Origin of the sequence: Acinetobacter sp. 18QD2AZ41W, assembly GCF_009829025.1 — a bacterium.
Taxonomy (GTDB): domain Bacteria; phylum Pseudomonadota; class Gammaproteobacteria; order Pseudomonadales; family Moraxellaceae; genus Acinetobacter; species Acinetobacter pseudolwoffii.
In genome coordinates this window covers 15,657-40,732 of sequence record NZ_WURP01000012.1, presented here as the reverse complement: position 1 = coordinate 40,732, position 25,076 = coordinate 15,657, and the positions used below count along the sequence as shown (strand labels likewise).

Annotated in this window: 26 protein-coding genes; 15 read left to right on the top strand and 11 right to left on the bottom strand. The window is 43.6% G+C overall.

Features of this window, described 5'->3' with window-relative positions; translation table 11 throughout:
* The first annotated feature begins 132 nt into the window (after positions 1-132).
* Entirely contained in the window at positions 133-1,080 is a 948-nt protein-coding gene (locus GVV58_RS12885) for a pirin family protein (RefSeq protein WP_159516714.1), read from the top strand.
* 160 nt (positions 1,081-1,240) lie between these two features.
* On the top strand, positions 1,241-1,891 hold the full coding sequence (locus GVV58_RS12880; RefSeq protein ID WP_100358042.1) for a glutathione S-transferase: 651 nt from the start codon (positions 1,241-1,243) through the stop codon (positions 1,889-1,891).
* A 40-nt stretch (positions 1,892-1,931) separates the two neighbouring features.
* Here GVV58_RS12880 and phoR read toward each other — a convergent pair whose 3' ends face one another.
* The 3 genes from phoR to GVV58_RS12865 form a co-directional block, all read right to left on the bottom strand.
* Positions 1,932-3,290 carry a phosphate regulon sensor histidine kinase PhoR gene (phoR, locus tag GVV58_RS12875; protein ID WP_005094591.1) on the bottom strand — a complete coding sequence of 453 codons (1,359 nt, stop codon included), beginning with the start codon at positions 3,288-3,290 and terminating at the stop codon, positions 1,932-1,934.
* Between the two features lie 25 nt (positions 3,291-3,315).
* Positions 3,316-4,026, bottom strand: coding sequence for a phosphate regulon transcriptional regulator PhoB (gene phoB / locus GVV58_RS12870; protein WP_005094589.1), 711 nt, complete (start codon positions 4,024-4,026; stop codon positions 3,316-3,318).
* Positions 4,027-4,275: 249 nt separating this feature from the next.
* The gene (locus tag GVV58_RS12865; protein WP_005173788.1) at positions 4,276-4,953 is read right to left on the bottom strand and encodes a TetR family transcriptional regulator; all 678 of its coding nucleotides are present in this window, start codon (positions 4,951-4,953) and stop codon (positions 4,276-4,278) included.
* A gap of 223 nt (positions 4,954-5,176) precedes the next feature.
* Here GVV58_RS12865 and GVV58_RS12860 point away from each other — a divergent pair, with 223 nt between their 5' ends.
* Positions 5,177-6,025: an SDR family oxidoreductase gene (locus GVV58_RS12860; protein ID WP_159516713.1), complete on the top strand. Its 849-nt coding sequence runs from the start codon at positions 5,177-5,179 to the stop codon at positions 6,023-6,025.
* Positions 6,026-6,122: 97 nt separating this feature from the next.
* Here GVV58_RS12860 and GVV58_RS12855 read toward each other — a convergent pair whose 3' ends face one another.
* Positions 6,123-7,487: an MATE family efflux transporter gene (locus tag GVV58_RS12855; RefSeq protein ID WP_005094582.1), complete on the bottom strand. Its 1,365-nt coding sequence runs from the start codon at positions 7,485-7,487 to the stop codon at positions 6,123-6,125.
* Positions 7,488-7,615: 128 nt separating this feature from the next.
* The gene (locus tag GVV58_RS12850; RefSeq protein ID WP_159516712.1) at positions 7,616-8,770 is read right to left on the bottom strand and encodes a methionine aminotransferase; all 1,155 of its coding nucleotides are present in this window, start codon (positions 8,768-8,770) and stop codon (positions 7,616-7,618) included.
* A gap of 245 nt (positions 8,771-9,015) precedes the next feature.
* Between GVV58_RS12850 and GVV58_RS12845 the strand changes: the two genes are divergently transcribed.
* From GVV58_RS12845 to GVV58_RS12835, 3 genes are read left to right on the top strand one after another with little or no spacing between them, the layout of a single operon-like run.
* The gene (locus GVV58_RS12845) at positions 9,016-11,859 is read left to right on the top strand and encodes a type VI secretion system Vgr family protein (RefSeq protein ID WP_159516711.1); all 2,844 of its coding nucleotides are present in this window, start codon (positions 9,016-9,018) and stop codon (positions 11,857-11,859) included.
* 2 nt (positions 11,860-11,861) lie between these two features.
* Positions 11,862-13,196 carry a LysM peptidoglycan-binding domain-containing protein gene (locus GVV58_RS12840; protein ID WP_159516710.1) on the top strand — a complete coding sequence of 445 codons (1,335 nt, stop codon included), beginning with the start codon at positions 11,862-11,864 and terminating at the stop codon, positions 13,194-13,196.
* Positions 13,197-13,214: 18 nt separating this feature from the next.
* Positions 13,215-13,676, top strand: a complete 462-nt coding sequence (locus tag GVV58_RS12835) for a hypothetical protein (RefSeq protein WP_100329702.1) — start codon at positions 13,215-13,217, stop codon at positions 13,674-13,676.
* A gap of 87 nt (positions 13,677-13,763) precedes the next feature.
* Here GVV58_RS12835 and GVV58_RS12830 read toward each other — a convergent pair whose 3' ends face one another.
* The gene (locus GVV58_RS12830; RefSeq protein WP_100329703.1) at positions 13,764-14,684 is read right to left on the bottom strand and encodes a Dyp-type peroxidase; all 921 of its coding nucleotides are present in this window, start codon (positions 14,682-14,684) and stop codon (positions 13,764-13,766) included.
* A gap of 161 nt (positions 14,685-14,845) precedes the next feature.
* Here GVV58_RS12830 and GVV58_RS12825 point away from each other — a divergent pair, with 161 nt between their 5' ends.
* Positions 14,846-15,466 (top strand): LysE family transporter, encoded by a 621-nt coding sequence (locus GVV58_RS12825; protein ID WP_159516709.1) that lies wholly within the window; start codon positions 14,846-14,848, stop codon positions 15,464-15,466.
* A gap of 1 nt (position 15,467) precedes the next feature.
* Here the strand turns inward: GVV58_RS12825 and GVV58_RS12820 are convergent, their stop codons facing one another.
* The 5 genes from GVV58_RS12820 to GVV58_RS12800 form a co-directional block, all read right to left on the bottom strand.
* Positions 15,468-15,974, bottom strand: a complete 507-nt coding sequence (locus GVV58_RS12820) for a DinB family protein (protein WP_074383697.1) — start codon at positions 15,972-15,974, stop codon at positions 15,468-15,470.
* Between the two features lie 69 nt (positions 15,975-16,043).
* The gene (locus GVV58_RS12815) at positions 16,044-16,514 is read right to left on the bottom strand and encodes a DUF523 domain-containing protein (protein ID WP_159516708.1); all 471 of its coding nucleotides are present in this window, start codon (positions 16,512-16,514) and stop codon (positions 16,044-16,046) included.
* 3 nt (positions 16,515-16,517) lie between these two features.
* The gene (gene znuB / locus GVV58_RS12810) at positions 16,518-17,318 is read right to left on the bottom strand and encodes a zinc ABC transporter permease subunit ZnuB (RefSeq protein WP_100329705.1); all 801 of its coding nucleotides are present in this window, start codon (positions 17,316-17,318) and stop codon (positions 16,518-16,520) included.
* Positions 17,319-17,321: 3 nt separating this feature from the next.
* The gene (znuC, locus tag GVV58_RS12805; protein WP_005173813.1) at positions 17,322-18,104 is read right to left on the bottom strand and encodes a zinc ABC transporter ATP-binding protein ZnuC; all 783 of its coding nucleotides are present in this window, start codon (positions 18,102-18,104) and stop codon (positions 17,322-17,324) included.
* Entirely contained in the window at positions 18,086-18,583 is a 498-nt protein-coding gene (locus GVV58_RS12800) for a transcriptional repressor (RefSeq protein WP_100355400.1), read from the bottom strand. Before GVV58_RS12800 ends, znuC begins: the two co-directional genes overlap by 19 nt.
* Before the next feature lie 146 nt (positions 18,584-18,729).
* Here GVV58_RS12800 and GVV58_RS12795 point away from each other — a divergent pair, with 146 nt between their 5' ends.
* From GVV58_RS12795 to atpG, 8 genes are all read left to right on the top strand, one after another.
* Positions 18,730-19,566 carry a metal ABC transporter substrate-binding protein gene (locus GVV58_RS12795; protein ID WP_159516707.1) on the top strand — a complete coding sequence of 279 codons (837 nt, stop codon included), beginning with the start codon at positions 18,730-18,732 and terminating at the stop codon, positions 19,564-19,566.
* A 174-nt stretch (positions 19,567-19,740) separates the two neighbouring features.
* Complete coding sequence (locus GVV58_RS12790) at positions 19,741-20,133, top strand: ATP synthase subunit I (protein WP_005173819.1); 393 nt, start codon at positions 19,741-19,743, stop codon at positions 20,131-20,133.
* Positions 20,134-20,243: 110 nt separating this feature from the next.
* Positions 20,244-21,119: a F0F1 ATP synthase subunit A gene (gene atpB / locus GVV58_RS12785; protein WP_005094552.1), complete on the top strand. Its 876-nt coding sequence runs from the start codon at positions 20,244-20,246 to the stop codon at positions 21,117-21,119.
* A gap of 85 nt (positions 21,120-21,204) precedes the next feature.
* Positions 21,205-21,450 carry a F0F1 ATP synthase subunit C gene (atpE, locus tag GVV58_RS12780; protein ID WP_000424060.1) on the top strand — a complete coding sequence of 82 codons (246 nt, stop codon included), beginning with the start codon at positions 21,205-21,207 and terminating at the stop codon, positions 21,448-21,450.
* A 39-nt stretch (positions 21,451-21,489) separates the two neighbouring features.
* The gene (locus tag GVV58_RS12775; RefSeq protein ID WP_005173825.1) at positions 21,490-21,960 is read left to right on the top strand and encodes a F0F1 ATP synthase subunit B; all 471 of its coding nucleotides are present in this window, start codon (positions 21,490-21,492) and stop codon (positions 21,958-21,960) included.
* A gap of 12 nt (positions 21,961-21,972) precedes the next feature.
* Positions 21,973-22,509 (top strand): F0F1 ATP synthase subunit delta, encoded by a 537-nt coding sequence (locus tag GVV58_RS12770; protein WP_005173826.1) that lies wholly within the window; start codon positions 21,973-21,975, stop codon positions 22,507-22,509.
* Between the two features lie 43 nt (positions 22,510-22,552).
* Positions 22,553-24,097, top strand: coding sequence for a F0F1 ATP synthase subunit alpha (gene atpA, locus GVV58_RS12765; RefSeq protein WP_074383695.1), 1,545 nt, complete (start codon positions 22,553-22,555; stop codon positions 24,095-24,097).
* Between the two features lie 88 nt (positions 24,098-24,185).
* A complete protein-coding gene (gene atpG, locus GVV58_RS12760) occupies positions 24,186-25,055 on the top strand; it encodes a F0F1 ATP synthase subunit gamma (protein ID WP_004280996.1) in 870 nt (289 codons plus the stop codon).
* Positions 25,056-25,076 lie beyond the last annotated feature (21 nt).

Below are 25,076 nucleotides of genomic sequence, written 5' to 3'. Positions count from 1 at the left end.
CTAAATATTTCCAGGGATAGATTTTGCCCATAGACCCTGTACATTGTCCTGAACAGAGAGGCATCTTGAATCGGTCAAATGCATGTCTCACCCACTCAAAAGTAGAATGAAAATGCCGAGGTAAGCTCAGCCATGTCGAATAATAGTGATATTGAACTGTCGGATTCCGATGATTGTGAAAAGTACGTGAATCAGTTTATTCAGGAGTTTCCTTTGCGTCGCGCAGAAATCGGGCAGGGCACCGTGATTAAACGCGCCTTGCCGAGCCGGCATAAGCGCATGATTGGTGCCTGGTGTTTTCTGGATCATGCGGGTCCGGCCATTTTCCCGCAAGGAGATGGTCTGGATATCGGACCACATCCGCACATTGGTCTGCAGACCTTTACCTGGATGATCGAAGGCAGCATGATGCACAATGACAGTCTGGGAAATCAGCAATTGATTCGTCCCAAGCAGGTCAATCTGATGACCTCGGGTTATGGCATTTCACATACCGAAGTGTCTCCCGAGAGTGAAACGCATATGCATGCAGCGCAGTTATGGATTGCCTTGCCGGATGACAAGATCAATATGGCACCGGGTTTCGACCATTATCCTGAATTGCCGGTCATAAATGAGCAAGGCATCGAGTTTACCGTGCTGGTTGGAGAATATTTAAAAACGAGATCACCAGTTAAAGTACATAGTGAATTGCTCGGAGTGGATCTGTATGCAGCTGAAAGTAGCAGTATGCGCTTGCCGCTGAATCCGAAATTTGAATATGGCTTTATGGTGCTTGAAGGGACGGCCAGCATTAATGTGCATGAACTGACTGAAGATAATATGCTGATCCTGGAGCCCGGGTTGCAACAGGTCAATGCTGAAATTCATGCCGGGAGCCGGGTGTTATTGATTGGTGGGGAACCATTTGAAAGCCCGATTTTACTGTGGTGGAATCTGGTCGGGCGTACGACAGAGGAACTTAAAATTGCGCGGGAACAATGGATTGAAGGTCATGAACGTTTTGGTTCCATTCCTGCCTATGATGGGCCACGTTTAGAAGCGCCCGCATTTCCAGACCAGATGCGTGCTTCCCGATAAATGCTAAAAATGATGAGAATATGGAGCGCTGTCTGAATTGAACTCAAATAGTGAATCTGCAACATAGGATACATATCATTACAGTCATCAAAAAATGAGCTAAAGTCTGCTGCTTTTTGTTATGCTCGAAAAGTAAGAACAATAAAATCATGAGTCTAATATGCGTGTTTTACATCATCTCGAACAATCACGATCGTTTCGTATTCTCTGGGCCATGGAAGAGTTAGGACTGGATTATGAAGTGCAATATTATCAGCGCCAGCCTAATCTTTCCGCGCCACCCGCTTTAAAACAGATCCATCCCTTGGGTAAGGCACCAATTCTGACCGATCAGGAGCAGGTACTGGCGGAATCTGCGGCGATCCTGGAGTATTTACAGGAAAGCTATGATGAACAGCAGCAGTTTCGCCCAAAAGATCCTGCCGATAAGGCCCAGTACCGTTACTGGATGCATTATGCAGAAGGTTCATTAATGCCACTGCTGGTGATGCAACTGGTGATGACCACTGTACCGAAACATACCCCTTTGCTGATTCGGCCTGTGGCCAAGAAAATATGTGATGGGGTGAAAAAACAGTTTGTACAAAGCCGCTTAAAAGATCATATCCAGTTTCTGGAACGTTATTTGAGTGAGCATGATTATTTTGCCGGACATTTCAGTTTTGCCGATATTCAGATGAGTTTTCCTTTGGAGGCCATGCAAAGCCGGACTGGCCAAAGTTATCCAGCGATTCAGGCTTATCTGAAACGGGTATCGCAACGTGCAGCCTATGCGCGTGCACTGGCCAAAGAAAAACAGATAGCATCCTGAAAAAAAAGCTGCCGATGGCAGCTTTTTTAATGGGGGGATATCAGTCTGGAAAGCTGAGGCGCTCTTTGGGGAAAATCACCTTAAAAGTGGAACCCTGGTTTTCCTTGGACTCAATTTCGAGATGTGCCTGATGTTGCATCAGGACATGCTTAACAATTGCCAATCCTAAACCGGTTCCACCAGTACGCCGGCTACGATCTGAATCGATCCGGTAAAAACGTTCAGTCAGACGGGGCAAGTGTTTGGGATCAATTCCGATGCCGTTATCTTCCACTACAAAATAGGCAGATTCACCATCATCATGCCAACCCATGGTAATGATTCCACCTTTAGGCGTATATTTAATCGCATTGGTGATCAGGTTGCTAAAGGCGCTGGCCAGTTCCATATCTGAACCGATCAGATCGCAATGACTGTCAATATCCAGATTCAGGGTATGCCCATAGTCGATATTATAGGCCTGTGCATCATCAAATAGCTGATTCATCAGACTTGGCATTTCGATGATCTGGTTTTTGGCAATATTCTTGTCATTTTCCAGACGTGACAGCAGTAGCAGGTCATTCACCAGCGCGTTCATGCGTCGGGTCTGCGACTGCATCTGATCAAAGGCGCGTTTCCAGCGCGGATTGATATCTTCCTGGTCGGTAAAGGTTTCAATATAGCCACTGAGTACGGTTAAAGGCGTGCGCAGCTCATGCGAAATATTATCGACAAAATCTTTACGCATCTGTTCCAGATTGTGCATCCGGGTCACATCATAGGCGACCAGTACCCGGCTTTCACCGCCGAAACGGGTCATTTTGACCTGGACATAATGATCTTCGAACAGCGAAGATCGCATTTTCAGGCCATCTGGTGACTCATCAATATGATGATAATATTCAATAAAACTCGGTTGGCGCAGCAAAGTTAAAATATTACGGCGACGGTCATCACTGGAAATTCCGAGCAGACGCTCGGCGGCTGGATTCCACCATTCAATCTGCTGGTTTTCATCAATTAAAACCACTGCTTCTTGCAAGGCCACCAGTGAAGACTGCGCTCGATCGATCAGTTCCACCATTTCTGCCTGCACAATCCGTTCCTGCCGCTGAGCGCGATAAACATTGAATAACAGTGCGCCCCAAATCCCGCCGATATTCGGCGGAACATCATAAGGGCGATTAGAAATCCATTCATTGACCAGATATAAAGAGCGCATCTGGGTGCTAAAGAACGCCACAAAGGCAATGACGATACAAATCCAGAAATACCCAATCCCAAAACCGATAAGGCTGGCGATGATCAGGAAAAAAGCCAGTAAGCGTAAATCCTGTTTGGCAAAATCCCATAAACTGCTGTAACGGATTCTTTTGTGCTCACGTGCCAGTTCGGGGACAGGGTAGGGTTCATACATAAAACAAGATTTACCTTAAAAGACGTTAACCTAAAGCCACATCTGCACGGGTTGAAAAACGGTAACCGGTTCCACGTACGGTTTGTACATAGCGGTTTGCGCCATAAGGTTCCAGCACTTTGCGCAAACGGCGTATATGGACGTCAATAGTGCGGTCTTCAATATAGACGTTGCCGCCCCAAACCTGATCCAGCAATTGCGCACGGGTATAGGCACGTTCCGGATGGGTCATAAAGAACGCCAATAGACGGTATTCAGTTGGCCCCATTTCCAGAATTTTATCGCCAAAATTAACCCGCTGACTGACCGGATCCAGAATCAGGCCATTGGCATCAATGGTTTTTTCACCGCTGAGTGCATTGGCACGGCGCAGGACAGCTTTAATGCGTGACACCAGTTCCCGGGTCGAGAACGGCTTGGTCATGTAATCATCGGCACCGGCATCCAGACCTTGTACTTTGTGGTCTTCTTCACCGCGTGCGGTCAGCATGATCACCGGAATTTCTGACAGGCTTTCATCACGTTTCAGACGACGACATAGATCTACACCGCTGATCCCGCCCGGCATCATCCAGTCCAGCAAAATCAGTGCCGGACGCTGATCCACAATCATCTGATGCGCCTGCTTGGCATCTTCGGCCTGTAAGCATTGAAAACCGGCCATATCCAGAGAGGTATGGATCATTTCCCGAATCGGGAGTTCGTCATCGACGATTAATATGTAGTCATCTTTCACAACGCAATACCCTATTTCATGTAAACGGTGAACCGTTTTATATTTATGACAGGCTTATTACAAAGACTAATTATGACAGTATCATTGCAGAAAGGGAAAAACTGCTGAAATTCGCAAAGATTTGTGACAATTTTAGTAAAGAAACTTGTTAAAAAATCATAAATTAATTTTACTTTTATCGATGCTTCAGCAGAAACCTGCAATCTGTTTTAGAATGCAGAAAATCTGATTAAACCTTTGATTTAACAGCTATTTTTTGTCTGAAAATGACTCCAATAATGCCAAAAATACCACACTGCACGATGATAAAACTTCCTCAAGTGACTGCTTGAATCCACTCATGACCCAGCGAATGGCAATTTGGGTGACATAGCCATTTAAACCGGTCGACACCAGTGAAATTTCCTGCTCACTACGATTTAACTGCGGCATCATTAACATGACAAAGGCATGAATCATGCGGTCGAAGCGCGACATGGTTTCATGAATGGTGGCCTGATTATGCAACTCCTGCACCAGCATGGCATCAATATAAATGATCCGTGCCATACGCGGATTGTCACGCAAGGTGCTAAGCAAGGCGGTTAGCCCCGCTTCAATCATTTTTTTCGGATCAGTGGATGCCTGCATCATGGCCTGCATGACATTCTGTTGCAGTTCATCAATCAGTTTTAAAAAGATGGTCTGAAACAGGTGCTCACTTTTTTTAAAAGATTCATAAAAATAACGTTCGGTCAGTTTGGCTTCATTGCAGATATCTTTTACGGTTACTGAAAAAAAGCCATGGCTGCCATAAGCTTCAATGCCGGCTTCAATCAGCTTTTCACGACGTACCTGCTGTCGCTCAGCCATCGACAGGCCTTTAAACTGACGTTCCTTGCTTTTGGGTGGTCGTGATGGTGCTGCTGCATTGATTGAATCGGTCATAAGGCCTGGCTACTCATCTGCATGAAGATTTTGAATATCTTAGCAATAAATCACGCTTTGACCTATGTCGAAATTCAGCAGAGGAATTTGGCCGCTAAGGACATCGGATAATTATTGACAATCTATATTGTCAAAATTATATTGAGGATCTGTGCTAACTCCTGAAACAACAGAGCAAGATCCTGCTGTCATGGAAGGGCAGTGGTTTACATAAGGAAATTGAATGAAAAATTTTAAAAATAAAGTCGCTGCGATTACCGGTGCAGGTTCGGGTATTGGCCAGCAACTGGCAGTATTACTGGCTCAGCAGGGTTGTCACTTGGCGCTGAGTGATATCAATGAACAGGGTCTGGCGCAAACCGTGGAATTACTCCAAGGGACTGATGTTCGTATCACGATTCAAAAAGTGAACGTGGCTGAATTAGAACAGGTGCGTAGCTGGGCGGCACAGGTGGAACAGGATCATGGCAGTGTCAATATGATCTTTAACAATGCCGGCGTTGCACTGGGTTCAACCGTTGAAGGGGCATCTTATGAAGAACTGGAATGGATTGTCGGAATCAATTTCTGGGGCGTGGTTTACGGTACCAAAGAATTCTTACCTTTGATCAAGAAAACTGGCGATGGCCATATCATCAATATTTCCAGCCTGTTTGGTCTGACTGCTCAACCGACCCAGTCTGCTTATAACGCAACCAAATTTGCAGTACGTGGCTTTACTGAATCCCTGCGTCAGGAACTGGACATGGAAAACTGCGGAGTCAGTGCGCTCTGTGTGCATCCGGGGGGTATCCGTACCAACATTGCCAATGCAGCAAAAATGAATAACAGTCTGCTAACTTTAGGTATGAATCCGGAAAAATCGGCCCGTAATTTTAATAAATTATTGCGTTGTCCACCTGCAGAAGCCGCTCGTCAAATTCTGGAGGCGGTACAAAAAGACAAGCGCCGTCTGCTGATCGGTAATGATGCTAAAGCAATTGACCTGATTCAGCGGATTTTACCAACCGGTTATCAGCATGTCACTGCACTGGCAAGCCAATTCGGCAAAAAGAAGAAAAAATCTGCTTAAATCATTGGATATTAAACCCGCAAAAGCGGGTTTTTAATCTTTTATTGTAGATCAGGAGTGAGTTGCTGTAAGGCTGTAGGCATGTAAAATAATGAAGCTAAACCAATATTTTAATGGTTTTTTTCTTCCAGACCAACTGATAATACAGTCCCTGCAAAATACACATGCTGACAAAGGCCAATGCATAGGCATACCAGATCCCTTCCAGCCCCCACCACCGGCTAAACAGATAAGCGGCAGGAACTTCAATACAGAGAATTGCAAAAATATTGATCAGCATCGGTGCAGTTACCGTACCACTTGAACGCATAATTGACGCAAAAATGGCGCTGGCACCAAAGAATAAAATAGACCAAAGCACAATGAATAAAAGTTGCTGACCCAGCACCACGACCTGAGGATCAGTAATAAACAGTGCCATTAAATATTTTGAGAACAGATAGGCCAAAACCACCAAACCACCAGTAAACAGAATATTCATACTGAGTGCAGTCCGTGTGACTTTATTCAGCAAATCGGATTTTCCTGCACCAATCGCTTGTGCACCAAACACAGAAGCTGCAATCGCAATCGACAGAGCAGGAAACTGGATATAATTTAACACCTGGTTGACCGCACCATAGGCAGCCGTTGCTTCTGCGCCATAGCGGTTGACCAAGCCGACAATCACCAGACCGGCGACAGAAGTCGTGATCATCTGTATTCCAGTCGGAACGCCCAGACTTAAAATAATTTTGCTTAATTTAGGCTGATGGCGGATATGTTTTAATAATGCCCAGTCGAGCCTGAGCGGATGTTGTTTATAATTTAAATACAGGACTAGAAACAACAATACGGCCAGATTACCCAAAATGGTGGCAATTGCCGGCGAGATAATGCCCATTTGGGGAAAGCCAAAATATCCGGCAATTAATATCGGGGTGACTACCAAGCCCACGCCAATGGTGAGTGCGGAAGCAAACAGCGGTGTGGTGCTGTCGCCTACACCGCGCAAGATAGAGGTATAAATAATATAAATAAAAATTAGGGGACTACCTGCCAGCATCCATTGCACATAGGGCAAGGATAAATGCATCACCTCCGGATCTGTACCGAGCGCCAAGAGGATATTTTCGGCAAAAATCACACCAAACAGCGCGATCAAGCTTCCGCCAATCAAGGTCATAAATAAAGTTGAACCGACCACACAGCGCACTTTTTCGATATTTTTTGCGCCCCAGGCCTGTCCAATAAGTACAGTAGAACCGGCAGATAAGCCAATGACAAAAGCCATCAAACAAAACAGGATCGGGAAAAATACCGCAACCGCAGCAATGGCATTGACTCCCAGCATTTGCCCGACAAAAACCGTATTAATCGTGCCTGAAAGGCTTTGCAGGATATTGGTTGCAATTAATGGCAACAGAAATACCAGAAAGGCCTTCCATAAATTCTGTTGTTGGATCAGTGATTGCTGTACCATGCCCTATCCTGTTATTGATTTTTCATCTATTTAATTATGTTGCTATTATTGAATAAAGCAGGAATAAAGGCCTTAGCTTTTAAGTAACTAAGGCATTTATTTTATAAGAATTTTAGTTAAAATTTGAATTAAACCTTTGAAAGAATTTGACCTGCCTGAATCAGGGTCTGTTCTTTTTTTGCAAAACAGAACCTGAGCAGGCGTAAATCGGCAGGCGCTTGCTGGTAGAACACAGAGACTGGAATTGCCACGATCCCGTGTTGCTCTGCCAGAAAATGACACATCTCTACATCATTTAAATCAGGCCGGATAGCCGAATAATCGAGATTCTGGAAATAAGTTCCTTGAGAGGGCGTCCATTTAAAACGTGATGTTTCAATTGATGAATTAAATAAATCCCGTTTGTTTTGATAGAACCGTGAAAGTTCGCGTATATGTTCAGGATGCTGTTGCATGTATTCCGCCAAAGCCACCTGAATCGGAGTCACGCCACAGAAGCTGGCAAACTGATAAATCTGTCTGAACATTTTCATGAGTGGCGGTGCCGCAATACAAAAACCGGTTTTCCAGCCGGTGACATGAAAGGTTTTACCAAAAGAACCGATCACGAAGCTACGCTCGCGCAGTTCAGGAAATGACCAGGCTGAATGGTGCTGAACGCCGTCAAAAACCAGATGTTCATAGACTTCATCGGATAACACCACAATATTGCGCTCACGGATCAGCTCAATCAGATGCTGCCAGTCTGCTCTGGACCAGACACTACCGCTGGGATTGTGAGGAGTGTTGACCACAATCATGCGGGTATGGTCATTGATGGCATCTTTCACCTGACTCCAGTCCACAGAAAACTCTGGATGCTGTAATGCAATATGTACGGGGGTTGCACCAGCCAGCTGTATTGCAGGTGCATAACTGTCATAGCTCGGATCGAAAATAATCACTTCATCACCCGCACGAACTGTGGCCTGAATCGCACAAAAAATCGCAATTGTGGCGCCGGAAGTAATCGTGATCTCTTCTAGCGGGTCAATGCTCAGCTGATCGCGCTGTCGATACAGATCGGCCACCAGCCCGCGCAATATCGGCAAGCCATCTCCAGGTGCATACTGGTTAAATCCGTTATGACTGGCCCGACTCAAAGCCTCAATCAATGCCGGTGGCGCAGGAAAGTCTGGAAATCCCTGTGAAAGGTTCAATGCGCCGAGTTTTTGTGCCAGGGCCGACATGGTGCTAAAAATCGTGATGCCTAGATCAGGCAGTTTAGAGGGGAATTCCAGCATGTCCTTGGCCTTGAAAATAAGATTGAATCCAGTGTAGCAGCAAGTTCTACTCTGGATAATCAGAAAATTCTGAAATATTTGGCATTATTTTTACCTCTATTTTTCAGAGATTTATTAAATAGGTGCAATTGAATTACTGAAAATCAAATGCCTAATTATGTGAAATGCACACCGAGCTGGACGAAATGGACAACTTTTCCTAGAATTTGCTCCACAATAATAATGCTTAAAACTATAACTATAAAATGCCAAAACATATTCATCTGCTGCTGGAGCAACTTGGGCTGAACCGGCAGCATCGTGCGCTGCATCTGCAGTTTTCACATCTGCTCTTAAATCATCAGGTCCTGATTCAGCGGATTGATGGCCAGCATCAGATTAATCAGGGTCTGCAGGCAGAACTGATCTGCCTTTCTACGCAGGCCAATCTTGCTTTAAAGCAATTTATAGGCTGTCAGGTGGCAGTAGATCAGGTAACAGATCGTGGCGAACTTTTTCGAACCAGTGGCATTATTACCGCAGCCAGTCAGGGACACAGCGACGGTGCCTTGAGCTTGTATAAATTAACTATGCAGGATGCTACTGCACTCTGGCACAAACGCCGTAATAGTCGGGTGTTTATGAATAAGAGCGTGCGCGAAATCAGTGAAATATTATTTAGTGAATGGCAAAGCAGAAGTGCATTATTTGCAGCCAGTCTTAGTCTGGACTTGACCGGATTAAATCGGGATTACGATGTACGCCCTTTTGTGATGCAGTCCAATGAGTCGGATTATGATTTTTTAACACGTTTATGGCGTAGTGAAGGAATAAACTGGCTGGTTGATGAAAAGCACTCCATTGTTCCGGTGTCCGCTACTGAGATTCAGCCGCAGATCCTGCGTTTAATCGATCATTCTCAAGCCTTTTCAGCTTTAAAACGCCGTTCAATCCGCTTCCATCGCAGTCATGCCACCGAGCAGTTTGATACGCTGACCAGTCTGATTGCCGTACGTCAGCTTAATTCCAACAGTACCCATACCCAGCGCTGGCAAGCGCAGCACCTTGCGCAGGATCAAAGCCAGTCCTTATTAAATACTCATCAGCAAAGTAGCGTGCAGGATACGGCCAGTCTGAATCTTGAGGATGCCTGGAACATTAGTCCGGCCTGGACAGGTGATTTGAATGCCGAGGATCAGGTGACGGCATCTGGTACGGCACAACTGGAACGACTGAATCAGCAGCTCAATCATTATCATGCGCTGCAATCCAAATATTTTAAAGCCAGCAGCAGTGTACGTGATGCTCAGGTCGGGTATTGGTTTGAATTAAAACAGCATGCTGAAATTGATCAGCATCCCGTGCATGAGCGTGAATTTTTGATTTTGGGTAAACGCTTCTATAACCAGAATAATTTACCTAAAGATATTTTATTGCAGCTAGACAGCTTGCTCGGCCAAAGTGATTGGCAAATTTCGGAGGAAGAACGGCAGGGCAATCAGCTGTATATCGTCCGTCGTGACATTCCGGTCGTACCTGAATATCAGCCTTTTGTGCATCGCCCCGTTGCATATCCGCAGCGAGCTCGAGTGGTCGGGCCTGAAGGTGAAACAATCCATGTCGATGCTTGGGGAAGAGTGAAAGTTCGTTTTCTATTTACCCGAAGTGATGACCATCAACATGATGCCGGTGCAGGCAGCAATGACAATGATAGCGATTCGGCCTGGATTGATGTATTAACCCCTTGGGCTGGTGAAGGTTATGGAGTCAGATTGCATCCACGAGTTGGTGAAATGGTGGTGATTGATTTTTTTGAAGGCGATATCGATCGGCCCTTTGTTATGGGACGGATTCACGAAGCAGAACGACATCCAGTGATGTTTGATGCGAAGGGACAATTACCAGCCACCAGAAAACTCAGTGGGATCCGTTCCCAAGAAGTGGATGGCGAGGGTTTCAACCAGCTGCGTTTTGATGATACGACGGATCAGATTAGTGCGCAGTTACACAGTAGTCATGGTGCTAGCCAGTTGAATTTAGGAAATCTCAGTCATCCTAAAGAAACAGAATCGAGTGAAGGTCGTGGGGAAGGGTTTGAACTTAGGACAGATCAGTGGGGGGTGGTACGAGCAGGGCAAGGCTTACTGATTTCGACCTATTCGCAAGATACAGCAGCAGGTAATCACCTGGATGCTAAGCCTACCAAGAACCAGATGGAATCAAATCTGAATAACACCAAAGTTCTGAGTGACATGGCAGAAGCTCAGCAAACTGATCCGCTTGAGCTTTTTAATAGCTTAAAACAATTTCTGAATCAACTAGAAACTGAAGATGCGAGCAAAGCCACTGCATTTAAACAGGCTGTTATGGTATTAACGGCACCACATTCGATTGCGCTGAGTACAAATGAAAATATTCATTTATCTGCAGACCAGCAGATAAATTACAGTGCAGGGGAAAGTATCCATCTATCGACTCAACAGTCTCTGATTGCACATGCGCAGCACAAGATCAGCCTATTTGCTGCTCAGAACGGAGCACGCTTATATGCAGGCAAAGGTAAAATTGAAATACAGGCCCAAGATGATGCCATCGAAGCAATTGCACGGAAGGTGATTAAGCTGATTTCAACTGAAGACAAGATTGAGATCACCAGTCCGAAAGAGATCCTGCTAACCGCGGGAGGGTCTCAAATAAAGATTAATAGCAGTGGAGTATGTATCACAACTGGTGGAAAGTTTGAATGTAAAGCGGGGCAGCATTTGTTTGAAGGTGGAGCGACCGCTAAAGCTGAAATACCCAATTTACCTATAATTCAAGATATTAAGACTTTCACAAATAAATGGGATTTTTATAATCTTTTCTATGAGGCTGATTTTAAGGATGTTAAATATAAATTAATCAATAATAGAAATAATACCTATGTATTAGGCACACTTGATCAACATGGTCGAACTCAACGTATGAGTAATTATAATAACGAAGGTTACGACATTCTCATTGGTACAGAAGATAAATGGACTGTGCTTGTCGATGATGAAAATTTAGAAGAAATAGATCATATTTGTAGTTCTTGTGGGCAAGATCAAGATGAGGAAAATGAGGAATAATTATGAACTGTCTTGCAAATATTAAATTTTTAGATGCTCTTGACCAACCCATCAATGGTTTAGTTCATCAACTCTGGGTAGGTTCAACGCTAATTTCTGATTATGTTACACCTGCAAGCGGCGAATCTGTATGGATTAGGCGGCCAGTTGGCACTACTATTGATGTAAAAATAAAAAGTATTACATCGGGCCAATATAAATCTAAGGTTAAAATAGAACTTATTGGTGAAAAGGTAGTCTTTATTGTTCGTAGCCCTAAAGTACTTCTGAAAGGTTTAAACCTCTCAGCCAAGGATGTAGCAACAGGTACATATTTAAGATCAACATATATAGTCGCTGAAGGTGATTATTTATCCCGGATTGCAGCTGATAACCATACAACTACAGCGGAGTTGAGTAGGATAAATAATCTAAAAAGTGATACAGATATCCATCCAGGACAAGTACTTAAGATTCCTCTTAAAAAAACTGAAGTAACTGTTTTAGCATCTGAAAGTAAATCTAAGCTAGAAGTACCAGCATCAAGGAAGCAAGAAAAAACGAAGGTTATAGTTGTTCAGAAGAGTGATACTTTATCATTGATTGCTAAGCTTACAAGAAACTCTCCAGATGAAATTAGAAAGCTTAATAATTTAAGTAGTGATAAAATCAGTCCAAATCAAAAACTAAAAGTTTATGATCGTAAAGTTACTTCTATTTCAACTAAACCTCAAGCAGAGAAGAAAGGAGAAGATAGTTCTTTAACTCCCCCCATAGTTAAACAAAATGCCTCTGAAAATAAAGAAAAAACGCCTGTAGCTAAGGTTGAATCGCCGCTACCTGTCAATAAAAATGGTTTATTGCCACAAGCATGTGGAAGAGAAAAATATTATAAGAGAACATTAGCTCGAATAGCTGAGCTTCATTCGGTTTATCAACCTTATATTATTAAATTAATTAATACAGGGTATCAAAAACTAGGTATATGCTGGGTGATTACAGATGGTTATAGAAGTCCCTCTGCGCAAGATGCGTTATCAAGCGCTAATACAAAGGCTAAAGGATTGAGCAGTTATCATCAATATGGTCTTGCAATAGATCTATACTCTGTCCGAGATGGCGAAATCGTTCTTTTTAATAAAGAATTAAGTATAGAAGACAGAACAAAACAAACAGAGAGTGATCACAAAAAATTAGGGCCTATAGGGGAGGAATTGGGGTTGGTTTGGGGAGGGAGGTGGAAGACTATAATAGACAATCCCCATTATGAATTACATCCTAATGGAAAAACTTGGCGTGATTTAAAACCAAAGTTATTAGAAATTGGTGTAAGTAATTATAAAAAATTGGAATTTTAATAATCAGGATATCTGTGTATGAAGCCCATTTTTTTATTAGTGTGTATTTTTTTTCTGTCTAGTAGTTGTACTGCTAAAAATTATTTATATTATAAGCATACAGGCTATGAAATTAATAATAAATTTAAAAAACTACAAGGATTTAATATTGATTATGAAGTAGAGAATGGAGGGCCTATCTTTAATAATGAGATAAGTATTTATAAAGTTAGCAAGGCTAAATGTATAATTGTATCTAAAATAGATGGTGATTCAGGGGTGTATGGTACGGAAACTATTTTATATTTTTCTAATGCTAAAATATTAGAAGGTTACAGAATAAATTATAGTTATAATTTCTTAGATGGAGAGGGTTCTAAAAAAATAAATAGATTGAACTATGAAAAAAATAGAAAAAATGAAAATTTAGATCAACTAAATAAAGAGTTAAATGGATATTTAAAGTATATTAATAAAAAAACTTTAAAAGAGTGTAGTTAAACTATTATGAAATAGCCTGATTTTTTTCTTTAATTAAATAAAACACTTTAGTTCATAAAAAAAGCCGACTTCCGTCGGCTTCTTAAATCACCCTTCCAAAACTTCTTCCAACAACTCTTCACTCGGTGCAAAGTAATATGCTCCATCTAGTGGAGTGACGAAGTGTAGCAAGCGATCATGGATCCCATCGCCAGACGTACCAAACATACGCTCTAACATTGCATCAATAATAGTTAAATCTTTGGTATAGGCAATGAAGAATAGACCTTGGTCACCACGGCCATCACCATAAGGCAAGGAATGACGGAGAATCTCCATTTCTTCGCCTTCTTCATCTTCCACTACAGTACGTGCAACGTGAGCATTTGCCGGTTTAACCTCATCCTCCAGTTCAATCGATTCCAGTTTGGTACGACCCATCACTTGCTCTTGAGTATCGACTTTCAGCTTTTTCCACTTTTCCAGATCATGCGCATAACGCTGGGCAAAAATAAATGAACCATCCTGGAAAATGCCCGTATCTTCACCAAGTAATGCCACCTCAGCACGATCATCTGGGAATTGCGGATTTTCAGTGCCATCAATAAAGCCTGTCACATCACGGCCATCAAAATAGCGGAAGCAGACACGTTCATCCAGAACTTCAACCTGATCCTGAATTCCTTCAAAAAAAGCCTGACTCAGCGCAAAACAGATATCCGCCCGTGCACTGGCAATATGAATCAGAATATCTGCCGGAACAACCGGCATTGCAAATGAACCCTGAATCGGTTCAAGCTGTTTGAAACCTGCAGGGCTTTGTGAATAAAGTCTTGACCAAAGCTCAGGACCAAAAGCGACCGCTGTTTTAATTTGTGCTTGAGGATGTTGCGTAATCAGACGATCACGAGAAGTAAAAAGATGTTCTAATTTTTCTTTGAGTGCTTCAATATTTAAGTCTTTAAGACGCAATACAATAAAGCGAGCATGATCTGAGGGGAGGGGCAAGATTACCGATTGGGCTGTCATTCATGGCTCCTGTAATGATAAATCCTGTTTTTTAATGCACATATTGTGCCTGAAGCTCTGCAGAGTGAACAGTGCAGCGCCTTATATTTAAGCAATTTTTTAGCCTGAATCTATTGGATAAGTCCTATAATATTGTGCAAGTTTTCCAGAGTTCAATGTTCATGTCCTACCAAATGTGGTTTGCCTATATGCTGGCCTGTTGGGTGATTAGTGTTTCACCCGGTGCAGGGGCAATTTCTTCGATGTCGAGTGGGCTGAATTATGGTTTTCGGCATGGCTACTGGAATGCATTGGGTCTGCAACTGGCATTACTGGTGCAGATTGCAGTGGTGGCAGCCGGAGTGGGGGTGCTGTTTGCGACCACGCCATGGGCATTTTTGGTGGTGAAATGGTTTGGTGTGGGCTATTTATTATATTTGGCTATTTTACAGTGGAAAGCGCCGGTACAATCCATCGAAATTAAACATGAATTGGCACGTAAGTCTTCGGGAAAACTGGTTTTATATGGTTTCTTGGTGAATATGAGTAACCCCAAAGCCATTGTGTTTTTACTGGCTGTATTGCCACAATTTCTGGATTTATCCAAACCACAATGGATTCAGTATGTGATTATGGCGCTGACCATGATCACGATTGATCTGATTGTGATGGCGGGCTACACGGGGCTTGCTGCAAAAGTTTTACGATTGCTCAAGTCACCAAAACAACAGAAAATTCTAAATCGTACATTTGCCGTATTATTCGGTTGTGCTGCTAGTTTGTTGAGTTTGGTGCAGCAGTGATCTAGATTTTTTGATCTTCCATTAGCATAAATAACATGTCGAGCTCAGGTGATTGGTAACCTAAATTTGTCATGACTGCAGTAATTTGTCCACGATGATGAGTTGCATGATTAAATACATGTAATAAGGTTGCAGCAAAGGGCAGCGTCATATTTTGACCACGTGTATTGGTATAATGAATATCACTATCTAGCGTTGTTTGGTTGAGATCATGAATGAATTCTTGCCATGCATAACAGCCTTTTTTTATTCTTTTAATCAGTCTATGGCGATCATTTTCTAAAATTTGATCTAAGTGAAGCTTAGGTGAAATGCCATATTTGAAGCGTGAAAACCAAAGGTGTTGTTCGGCAACCAATAAGTGATTTAATGTACCAAAAATGCTGTGAAAAAATAGGCCACAGTTTTTTTGAAAATCCTCATCAGATAAATTTGTCAAAGAGATACATAACTGATGTGTTGCCCAAATGTGGTAGCGTGCAAAAAGTTGAAAAGTTTGGATATCCATAGAATTTTTTTTAAAGTCCACACACAATATAGTATTTAATAAATTATTGATCAAATTAAATAAATATACTTATTTTAAAGCCGCTAAAAACTTATCTTCAGTCATCACAACAATGCTATGCTGTTTAAAGAGTGCAGCGGTAACACCATCACCCTGAATTTTATGTCCTGAAAATGATCCGTTATAAATCAAATCACTACCACAAGAGGGACTGTGGGCTTTAAGAATTGCATGTGTGGCGTGAAAGTCTTGCGCAACTTTTAAAGCGAGATATGCACCTTGTATAAAAGCTTTAGAAAGATCGTTTCCAAGTACATCGATAACCGATGCTTTTTGTAGCAGTACATCTGAACCTGAACCATTTTGAATTTCGGCAGGTGGACGTGGAATCGGTAGTCCACCTGAGATTTCAGGACACAGACTGATATATTGATTTGGAACTAAAGATTCGAGCACTTCTTTGACAAGGCAATCCTTGCCATCGTAACGAACTTTTTGACCGAGCAAACAGGCACTCACAAAGTAGCGTTTAGTCCCCATGTCCTAGCTCAGCTTTTTAAATTTCTGAAAGATAAACATCATTGCAAATAACACTGCCATGGTCAGCACAATGGTCAGCCCAGTTGAAGTATTAAGGCCTGCGCTCGACCAGAGGCCTACTGTCACGCCAATCTGTGCAATCACGAATGCCCAGATCACCATTTGGCGTGGAGAGTTTGCCAAAAGGCGAGCAGTCAGAGCAGGAATAACCAACAATGCACCCATCAATAGGGAACCGACTGCACGTAAAGCCAGTACGGTAAACAGTGCCAATAGCAACATAAAGATCAGGCGTTGCCATTTGGCATTTACCCCTTCACTGACCGCCATATCCGGATCAATCGCGATCTGAATCTGGGCTTGCCAGCTTTTATATAAAACACCTAAGGCCAGAATGATCACAATGGCAAACGTGGGCAAGTCCGTCCAGGAAATGGTCAGTAGATCACCAAATAAATAGCTGAGCAGTTCAGGTCTTAAACTTGGTAAATGTTGAATAAACAATAAACCCGAGCAAAGTAAGGTCGCTGAACACAGTGCAAGCAGGGCATCATTGGGGAGGCGGGGATCATGTAGCACCCACAGAATGGCAACCAGCAATAATGCCAAGAAGGTCACGCCCATCCACAGCGGTAGACTTAAGGCGCCTGCAATCGCAACACCCAGTAAAGTACCATGTGCCATAGTATCAGCAAAAAATGACATACGACGCCACAGCATCAAGCAGCCTAGCGGTGCCGTCAGAAACACCAGTAGCGTGCCCATAATCCATGCAGGTAAAAGGAGTTGTAACCAATCCATCATGGTCTAAGCTTCCGGCTCGGGGTGAATATGAGGGCGCGTATCATGCTGACACGGCGTAGCAGAATCGCCATGCGCACAATGATCATGATGATGCTGATAAAACACCCGATTGGTGCCAAAAATCGCCTGATATTCCGGATGCTGCTGCACGCTTTCCGGCAGGCCGCTACAACAAATATGCTTATTTAGACACACCACCCGAGTCGTACCTTGCATCACCCATTGCAGGTCATGTGACACCATTAATACGGCACAGCCATATTTTTCCGGCAAGTTACGCACATATTCATACAGTTCAGCTTCGGATTGAATGTCCAGACCTTGCATCGGTTCATCCAGTACCAGAATATCCGGCTGGCGTAATAAGGCCCGTGCCAAGAGCACCCGCTGACGCTCACCGCCTGAGAGTTGCTGAACTTTGGAATCTTGCAGTTTACTAATACCGGTATCGCGAATAATTTCGGTTTTGATTTTGGATGGGCATTTTTCCAGCGCCAGTAAATCTTTGACCCGCAGCGGCAAGCTATGCGATGGATTGAATTTTTGCGGCACATAAGAGAATTTCAGTTTACGTGCAGTTTTGATCTCACCGGATTGCGGTTTCAAGATGCCGAGCATGACTTTAATTAAAGTCGACTTGCCTGCACCATTCGGGCCAATCAGCGTGACAATCTCTTTTTCTTGCAATGAAAAATCAATGGCTTTTAAAATATCACGCTCATCAATCTTGACCCAGATCTGGGAGAGCTGAATCAGTGGGGAGGCACTTAAGCTTTGTTGCGACACTGCTGACAGATTCCTGAAATTTCAATAATACTGTGATGTGCGCTAAAGTCATCCGAGCTTGCAAGTGCATCAAGTTGGTCAAGCAGACCTTGCGCTGATGCTTCTGTCACCGCTTTACATTCGGTACAGATTAAAAAAGCCGCCTGATGCCCTTCACGTGGATGGCAACAAGGAATATAGGCATTGATCGAGGTCAGGCGGTGAATCAGCCCTTTATCCAATAAAAAATCCAGAGTTCGGTATACCGTAGGTGGCGCCGCAGGACGATCACTGGCATTTTTCATTTGTGCCAGTAAATCATAAGCCCCCATCGGGCCAGTCGCATTTAAAATGAGTTCCAGCACTTCTTTACGCAAAGGGGTAAGGCGTGCGCCTGTTGCTGCACAAAGACTTTCCGCTTCAGCAAGACGTTGTGCGACATTGGGATGGTCGTGTACGCCGTGCAATGCGTTGTGGTGTTCGTGCGAACAAGAACCCATAGTTCACCTCAAGTGCGAAACTGAAAATTAATAGATTTCAAATCTTAACATGAAGCGTTCAGAGTTTCGATTGGGCATAGGTATTTTTGTATTTTTGTTATATTATAACACTCACTAATTTTCTCGTTTTTAAGTGATTTCTACTCATGTTCCGTCTCCTTGCAATGGGTCTTTTGGCTTTGTTCAGCACACTCAGTTGGTCACAAAGTCTGGTGGTCTCGACTCAGCCGATCTATCTGATTGCCAAGAAAATTACCCAGGGCGTGGAACAGCCGACCTTATTACTGGCCAATCAGAGCGGACATGATGTCAGTCTGACCCCGGCACATCGTAAAATCATTCAGGATGCCGGTCTGGTGATCTGGCTGGGTCAGGCGCATGAGGCACCGCTGGCCAAAGTGCTGAATGACAGTCATAAAGGTATCGCTATTTTAGAGTCCGGTATTTTGACCACATTGCCGATGCGTAACCCGCGTGGTGAGGCCTTAAAAAATACGGTAGATACGCATGTCTGGCTCGATCCGAATAATGCCGTAAGGATTGGTTTCTTTATTGCGGCGCTGCGTTCGCAACAATTGCCGGAGAACCGTGAACTGTATTGGAAAAATGCACGCGACTTTGCGCAAAGCATGTTTGCGACGGCCCAGCGTTATAGTTCCAGCACTAAAGTCAAAGCTTACTGGTCGTATCATGATGCCTATCAATATCTGGAACGTCCCTTGAATCTGAAATTCATGGGCGCACTGACCGATGATCCACATGTCTCGCCAACTGTGGCACAAATCAAGTTCTTACAGGATCATCGCCCACAGCCTAAAATGTGCCTTCTGGCCGAAGGTCATGCCAGTGAAAATCAGTACCGAAAACTGAAACCGGTGGTGTTTCAGCATGTCGATGAAAGCATGAGCGGGGCAGGGGACTTTGTGCAAGCCTGGCAGCAATTAGCAGCAGAAACCCAGAAGTGCGTATTAAATGCACGCTAATGATTTAAAAAATAGACAGATTTTGATTAGTTTAACAGCATTGCCCAGATTTAAAAAAACACGACTAAGGTCGGGAAAAGATTGCATGTTCAGGGGTGTAACTCTATAATGCCTGCGATTAAAAATAATCACCTGTTAAACTTGTCAAGCATGATTGCTGTGAGTGAATAAATAATGAGCCGAACTAGTCGCTTGATTGACCGACGATTAGCGAAAGCTTTGGTCCTCCTGCAAGCCTGTATGATCCCTGTTTCAGCCTTGATCGGCTGGGTCGTGAAAGACTCAACCGCAGCCCTGAGTGCAGCATTAGGTGCGCTCGTTTGTTGGCTTGCGACTTGTTATTTTTCGTGGCAATCGTTTCGAGCAGCAGGAGCCCGCGCGTCTAAACAAGTTCTTTCGAACATGTATAAAGGCTTAATGGGAAAGTTTGCAATTGTGATTGTTGGTTTCATTTTAATTTTAAGCAATGTCGAACCGTTGTCAGCGGTGGCGTTGTTTTGTGGTTTTATACTTGTTCAAGCCATGTCGTGGGTCGCTCCGTTTTGGGCGTCACGTCTACAAAAATGAGTATAGACACAACAAGAAATTGAAAAGTTTTTCAGGAGCAGGCGAGATATCAAGCAGCACGCGATATTCGTTTGTTCTATTAGTTTTTTGACATTGACCAGGTGTGATTTATGGCTGCTGAAGAACATGCCCTTACTTCGACCGAGTATATCAAGCATCACTTGACCAACATGACCTATGGCAAAATGCCAGATGGTACATGGAAATTGGCCGAGAGCGGTGCTGAAGCTCAACAGATGGGGTTCACTGCTATTCACTTGGATTCAATGGGTTGGTCTATCGGACTGGGTCTGATTTTCTGTTTGTTATTCTGGTTGGTTGCGAAAGCGGCTAATGCTGGTGTTCCTACCAAGTTCCAGTCTGCAATTGAAATGATTATCGAGTTTGTAGATTCAAGTGTACGTGATACCTTCCACGGGAAGTCTCGATTAATTGCACCCTTAGCTTTAACCATTTTCGTGTGGATTTTCCTCATGAACTTGATGGATTTGATCCCTGTTGACTTTATTCCTTATGTAGCTCAACACGCGATTGCTTCTATGCTGGGTGTAGACCCTCATCAGGTTTACTTTAAAATTGTTCCGACTACAGATCCAAACGTTACCCTCGGTATGTCTATTTCTGTATTCTTCTTGATCATTTTCTATAGTATTCGTGAGAAAGGTGTTGGCGGCTTCGTTGGTGAGTTAGCACTTAACCCATTTAACCCAAGTAACCCAGTTGCTAAAGTGCTTTTGATTCCATTCAACTTATTGTTGGAATTGACCACTTTCTTGGCGCGACCAGTTTCATTGGCTCTACGACTGTTCGGTAACATGTATGCGGGTGAGTTAATCTTCATTCTTATCGCGTTATTACCGTTCTGGATCCAGTGGGCGTTGTCTGTGCCTTGGGCGATTTTCCACATTTTGATTATTACGCTACAAGCATTCATTTTCATGATGTTGACTATCGTGTACATGAGTATGGCAAGCGAAAAGCATTAATGGTATTGCCTAACTGTCAACGGATGGTTGGGCACACAATTTTTTAACTTAATTTGGTATAAAACCTAACCTCTGAGGAATTATCATGGAACTCACTTTAGGTCTAGTTGCAATTGCATCTGCTATCTTGATCGCTTTCGGTGCTTTAGGTACTGCGATTGGTTTTGGTCTTCTAGGCGGCCGTTTCCTTGAAGCTGTTGCTCGTCAACCAGAATTGGCTCCGCAACTTCAAACTCGTATGTTCTTAATCGCAGGTCTTCTTGATGCTGTGCCTATGATCGGTGTTGGTATTGGCTTGTTCTTCATCTTCGCTAATCCATTTGTAGGTTAATCAGCTTAATTCCGAAATTCACTATTTGAGGAATTTGCAATGAATATCAACCTCACATTGTTTGGCCAAGCGATTGCGTTTGCGATTTTTGTCGCGTTCTGCATGAAGTTTGTATGGCCACCACTAATCAATGCGATTAGTGAACGTCAGCGTCGTATCGCTGATGGCTTAAATGCTGCTGAAAAAGCGAAAGCTGACCTTGCAGATGCGCAAGCACAAGTGAAAGCTGAACTGGACACGGCAAAAGCACAAGCGGCTCAATTGATCGAACAAGCGAACCGTCGTGCAGCACAGTTGGTAGAAGAAGCGCGTACTCAAGCATCTGCTGAAGGTGAGCGTATTCGTCAACAAGCGAAAGAAGCTGTTGATACCGAAATCAATTCTGCTCGCGAAGAATTGCGTCAACAAGTGGCTGCTCTTGCAGTGACTGGTGCTGAGAAAATTCTTAGCCAGCAAGTTGATGCAGAAGCTCACAATGCCATGCTGACTCAGCTGGCTGCTAAACTTTAAGAGAGGCAGATTATGGCTGAACTCTTGACGTTAGCACGCCCTTATGCAAAAGCAGCATTTGCTTACGCTTCTGAGCAGGGTGCAACTGACTCTTGGTCAACTGCACTTGAATTGCTCAGTGCTGCGGTGCAAGACGAAGCATTTTCAGCTTATCTAAATCGCCCGGAGCTTACACCTGCTGAGCAGGTGTCTCTTTTTGCCAAAGTTTTAGGTGAAGACCAAACTGCAGCAGTGTCTAACTTCCTGACATTGCTTGCTGAAAACAACCGTTTGACGCTTCTTCCTGAAATTGCTGCAGAATATGAACAGCTCAAATCACAGAATAACAATACTGTGGATGTTGTGATTGAATCAGCATTCCCATTAACTTCTGTTCAGGAACAATTACTGACGCATGCATTAGAGAAGAAATTCGAAGCTGCAGTAAGTGTTTCTGTAGAAGTGAAACCAGAGCTTATTGCTGGTGTAGTTATTCGTGCAGGCGACCAAGTGATAGATGATTCTGCGCTTAACAAGCTTGAGAAAATGCGTACTCGTCTTCTTGCTTAAGAAATAAGAAGACTGAACTTTAAAAAGATTGAGGTATAGCGCAATGCAACAACTGAATCCATCCGAGATCAGTGCGCTCATTAAACAGCGTATCGGCGATCTGGACACCAGCGCAACCGCTAAGAACGAAGGGACCATTGTTATGGTTTCCGACGGTATTGTGCGTATTCACGGCCTTGCTGATGCAATGTACGGTGAAATGATCGAATTCGACGGCGGCCTTTATGGTATGGCACTGAACCTAGAACAGGATTCAGTGGGCGTCGTTGTTTTAGGTAACTACTTAAGCCTTCAAGAAGGTCAAAAAGCGCGTTGCACAGGTCGTGTATTAGAAGTTCCGGTTGGTCCAGAACTTTTAGGCCGTGTAGTCGATGCTTTGGGTAACCCGATTGATGGTAAAGGCCCGATCGATGCTAAATTAACTGATGCTGTTGAAAAAGTAGCACCAGGCGTAATTTGGCGTCAGTCAGTGGATCAACCTGTACAAACTGGTTATAAATCAGTAGATACAATGATCCCTGTAGGCCGTGGTCAGCGTGAGTTGATCATTGGTGACCGTCAAACTGGTAAAACAGCAATGGCGATCGACGCGATCATCGCTCAGAAAAACTCTGGCATTAAATGTGTATACGTAGCAATTGGTCAAAAACAATCGACTATCGCTAACGTAGTACGCAAGCTGGAAGAAACTGGCGCTATGGCGTACACCACTGTTGTCGCAGCAGGTGCATCTGATCCAGCAGCAATGCTGTATTTGGCTCCGTACTCTGGCTGTACAATGGGTGAATACTACCGTGACCGTGGTGAAGATGCGTTAATCATTTATGATGACTTGTCTAAGCAAGCTGTTGCGTATCGTCAAATTTCATTGCTTTTACGCCGTCCACCAGGTCGTGAAGCTTATCCAGGTGACGTGTTCTATCTACACTCGCGTCTACTTGAACGTGCTTCTCGTGTATCTGCTGACTACGTTGAGAAATTCACTAACGGTGAAGTTAAAGGCCAAACTGGTTCATTAACTGCATTGCCGATTATTGAAACTCAAGCGGGTGACGTATCTGCATTCGTACCAACCAACGTAATTTCGATTACTGATGGTCAGATCTTCCTTGAAACATCATTATTCAACGCAGGTATTCGTCCTGCTGTGAACGCGGGTATCTCTGTATCTCGTGTTGGTGGTTCAGCGCAAACCAAGATCATCAAGAAATTGTCTGGTGGTATCCGTACTGCTTTGGCGCAATACCGTGAATTGGCAGCATTTGCTCAGTTCGCTTCTGATCTTGACGAAGCAACTCGTAAGCAACTTGAACATGGTCAACGTGTAACTGAGTTAATGAAGCAAAAACAATATGCTCCATACTCAATTGCTGACCAGGCTGTTTCAATTTATGCATCTAACGAAGGCTACATGGCTGACGTAGACGTTAAGAAAATCGTAGACTTTGATGCTGCGTTAATTTCTTACTTCCGTTCAGAACATGCTGCGTTAATGCAACAAATCGATGCCTCTGGTGATTACAACAAAGACATCGAAGCTGCAATCAAAGCAGGTATTGAAAGCTTTAAAGCGACTCAAACTTACTAATTTAGCAACTTGCTAGATTAGTGTTGGTTTGGTTCACGGAATCAACCTTCGGAAGCTCGCAAGGGCTTTCGAATACTAGGTTAAGCGTATGGCAAATTTAAAAGAAATTCGCGCCAAAGTAGCTAGTATCAAGAGCACGCAGAAGATTACTCGAGCGATGCAAATGGTAGCAGCTTCTAAGATGCGTCGTGCGCAAGAGCGCATGGCTCAAGGCCGTCCGTATGCCGAAAATATGCACCGTGTAATTGCTCATTTGGTCCAAGCGAACCCTGAATACAAACACCGTTATATGGTTGAACGCCCGGTTAAGCGCGTTGGCTATATCATTGTGTCTTCAGATCGTGGCCTTGCTGGTGGTTTGAACATTAACTTGTTCAAGAAAGTGGTTAAACACGTTCAACAGCAACAAGAGCAGTCAATTGAAGTTCAATTTGCTTTAATTGGTCAAAAAGCGGTTTCGTTTTTTAAAAACTACGGCGGTAAAGTGCTTGGGGCGACGACGCAAGTCGGTGATACTCCAAGTCTTGAGCAGTTATCTGGTTCTGTACAGGTGATGTTGGATGCTTATGATAAAGGCGAGTTAGATCGTATTTATCTAGTGTCAAACGGCTTTGTCAATGCCATGACTCAAAATCAAAAGATCGAACAACTTGTTCCTTTGGCTGCTGCTGAAGAAGACAAGACTCTTAACCGTCAATACGGTTGGGATTATATCTACGAGCCTGAAGCTGAAGAGCTTTTAAATGGCTTGTTGGTTCGCTATATCGAGTCTGTGGTGTATCAAGGTGTGATTGAAAACATCGCATGTGAGCAGTCTGCACGTATGGTCGCTATGAAAGCAGCGACAGACAACGCAGGCGAGATCATTAAGAGCCTGCAACTTATTTATAACAAGCTGCGTCAAGCCGCGATTACTCAGGAAATTTCTGAGATCGTTGGTGGTGCCGCTGCCGTTTAACATTATTTTGAATTGAGGAGA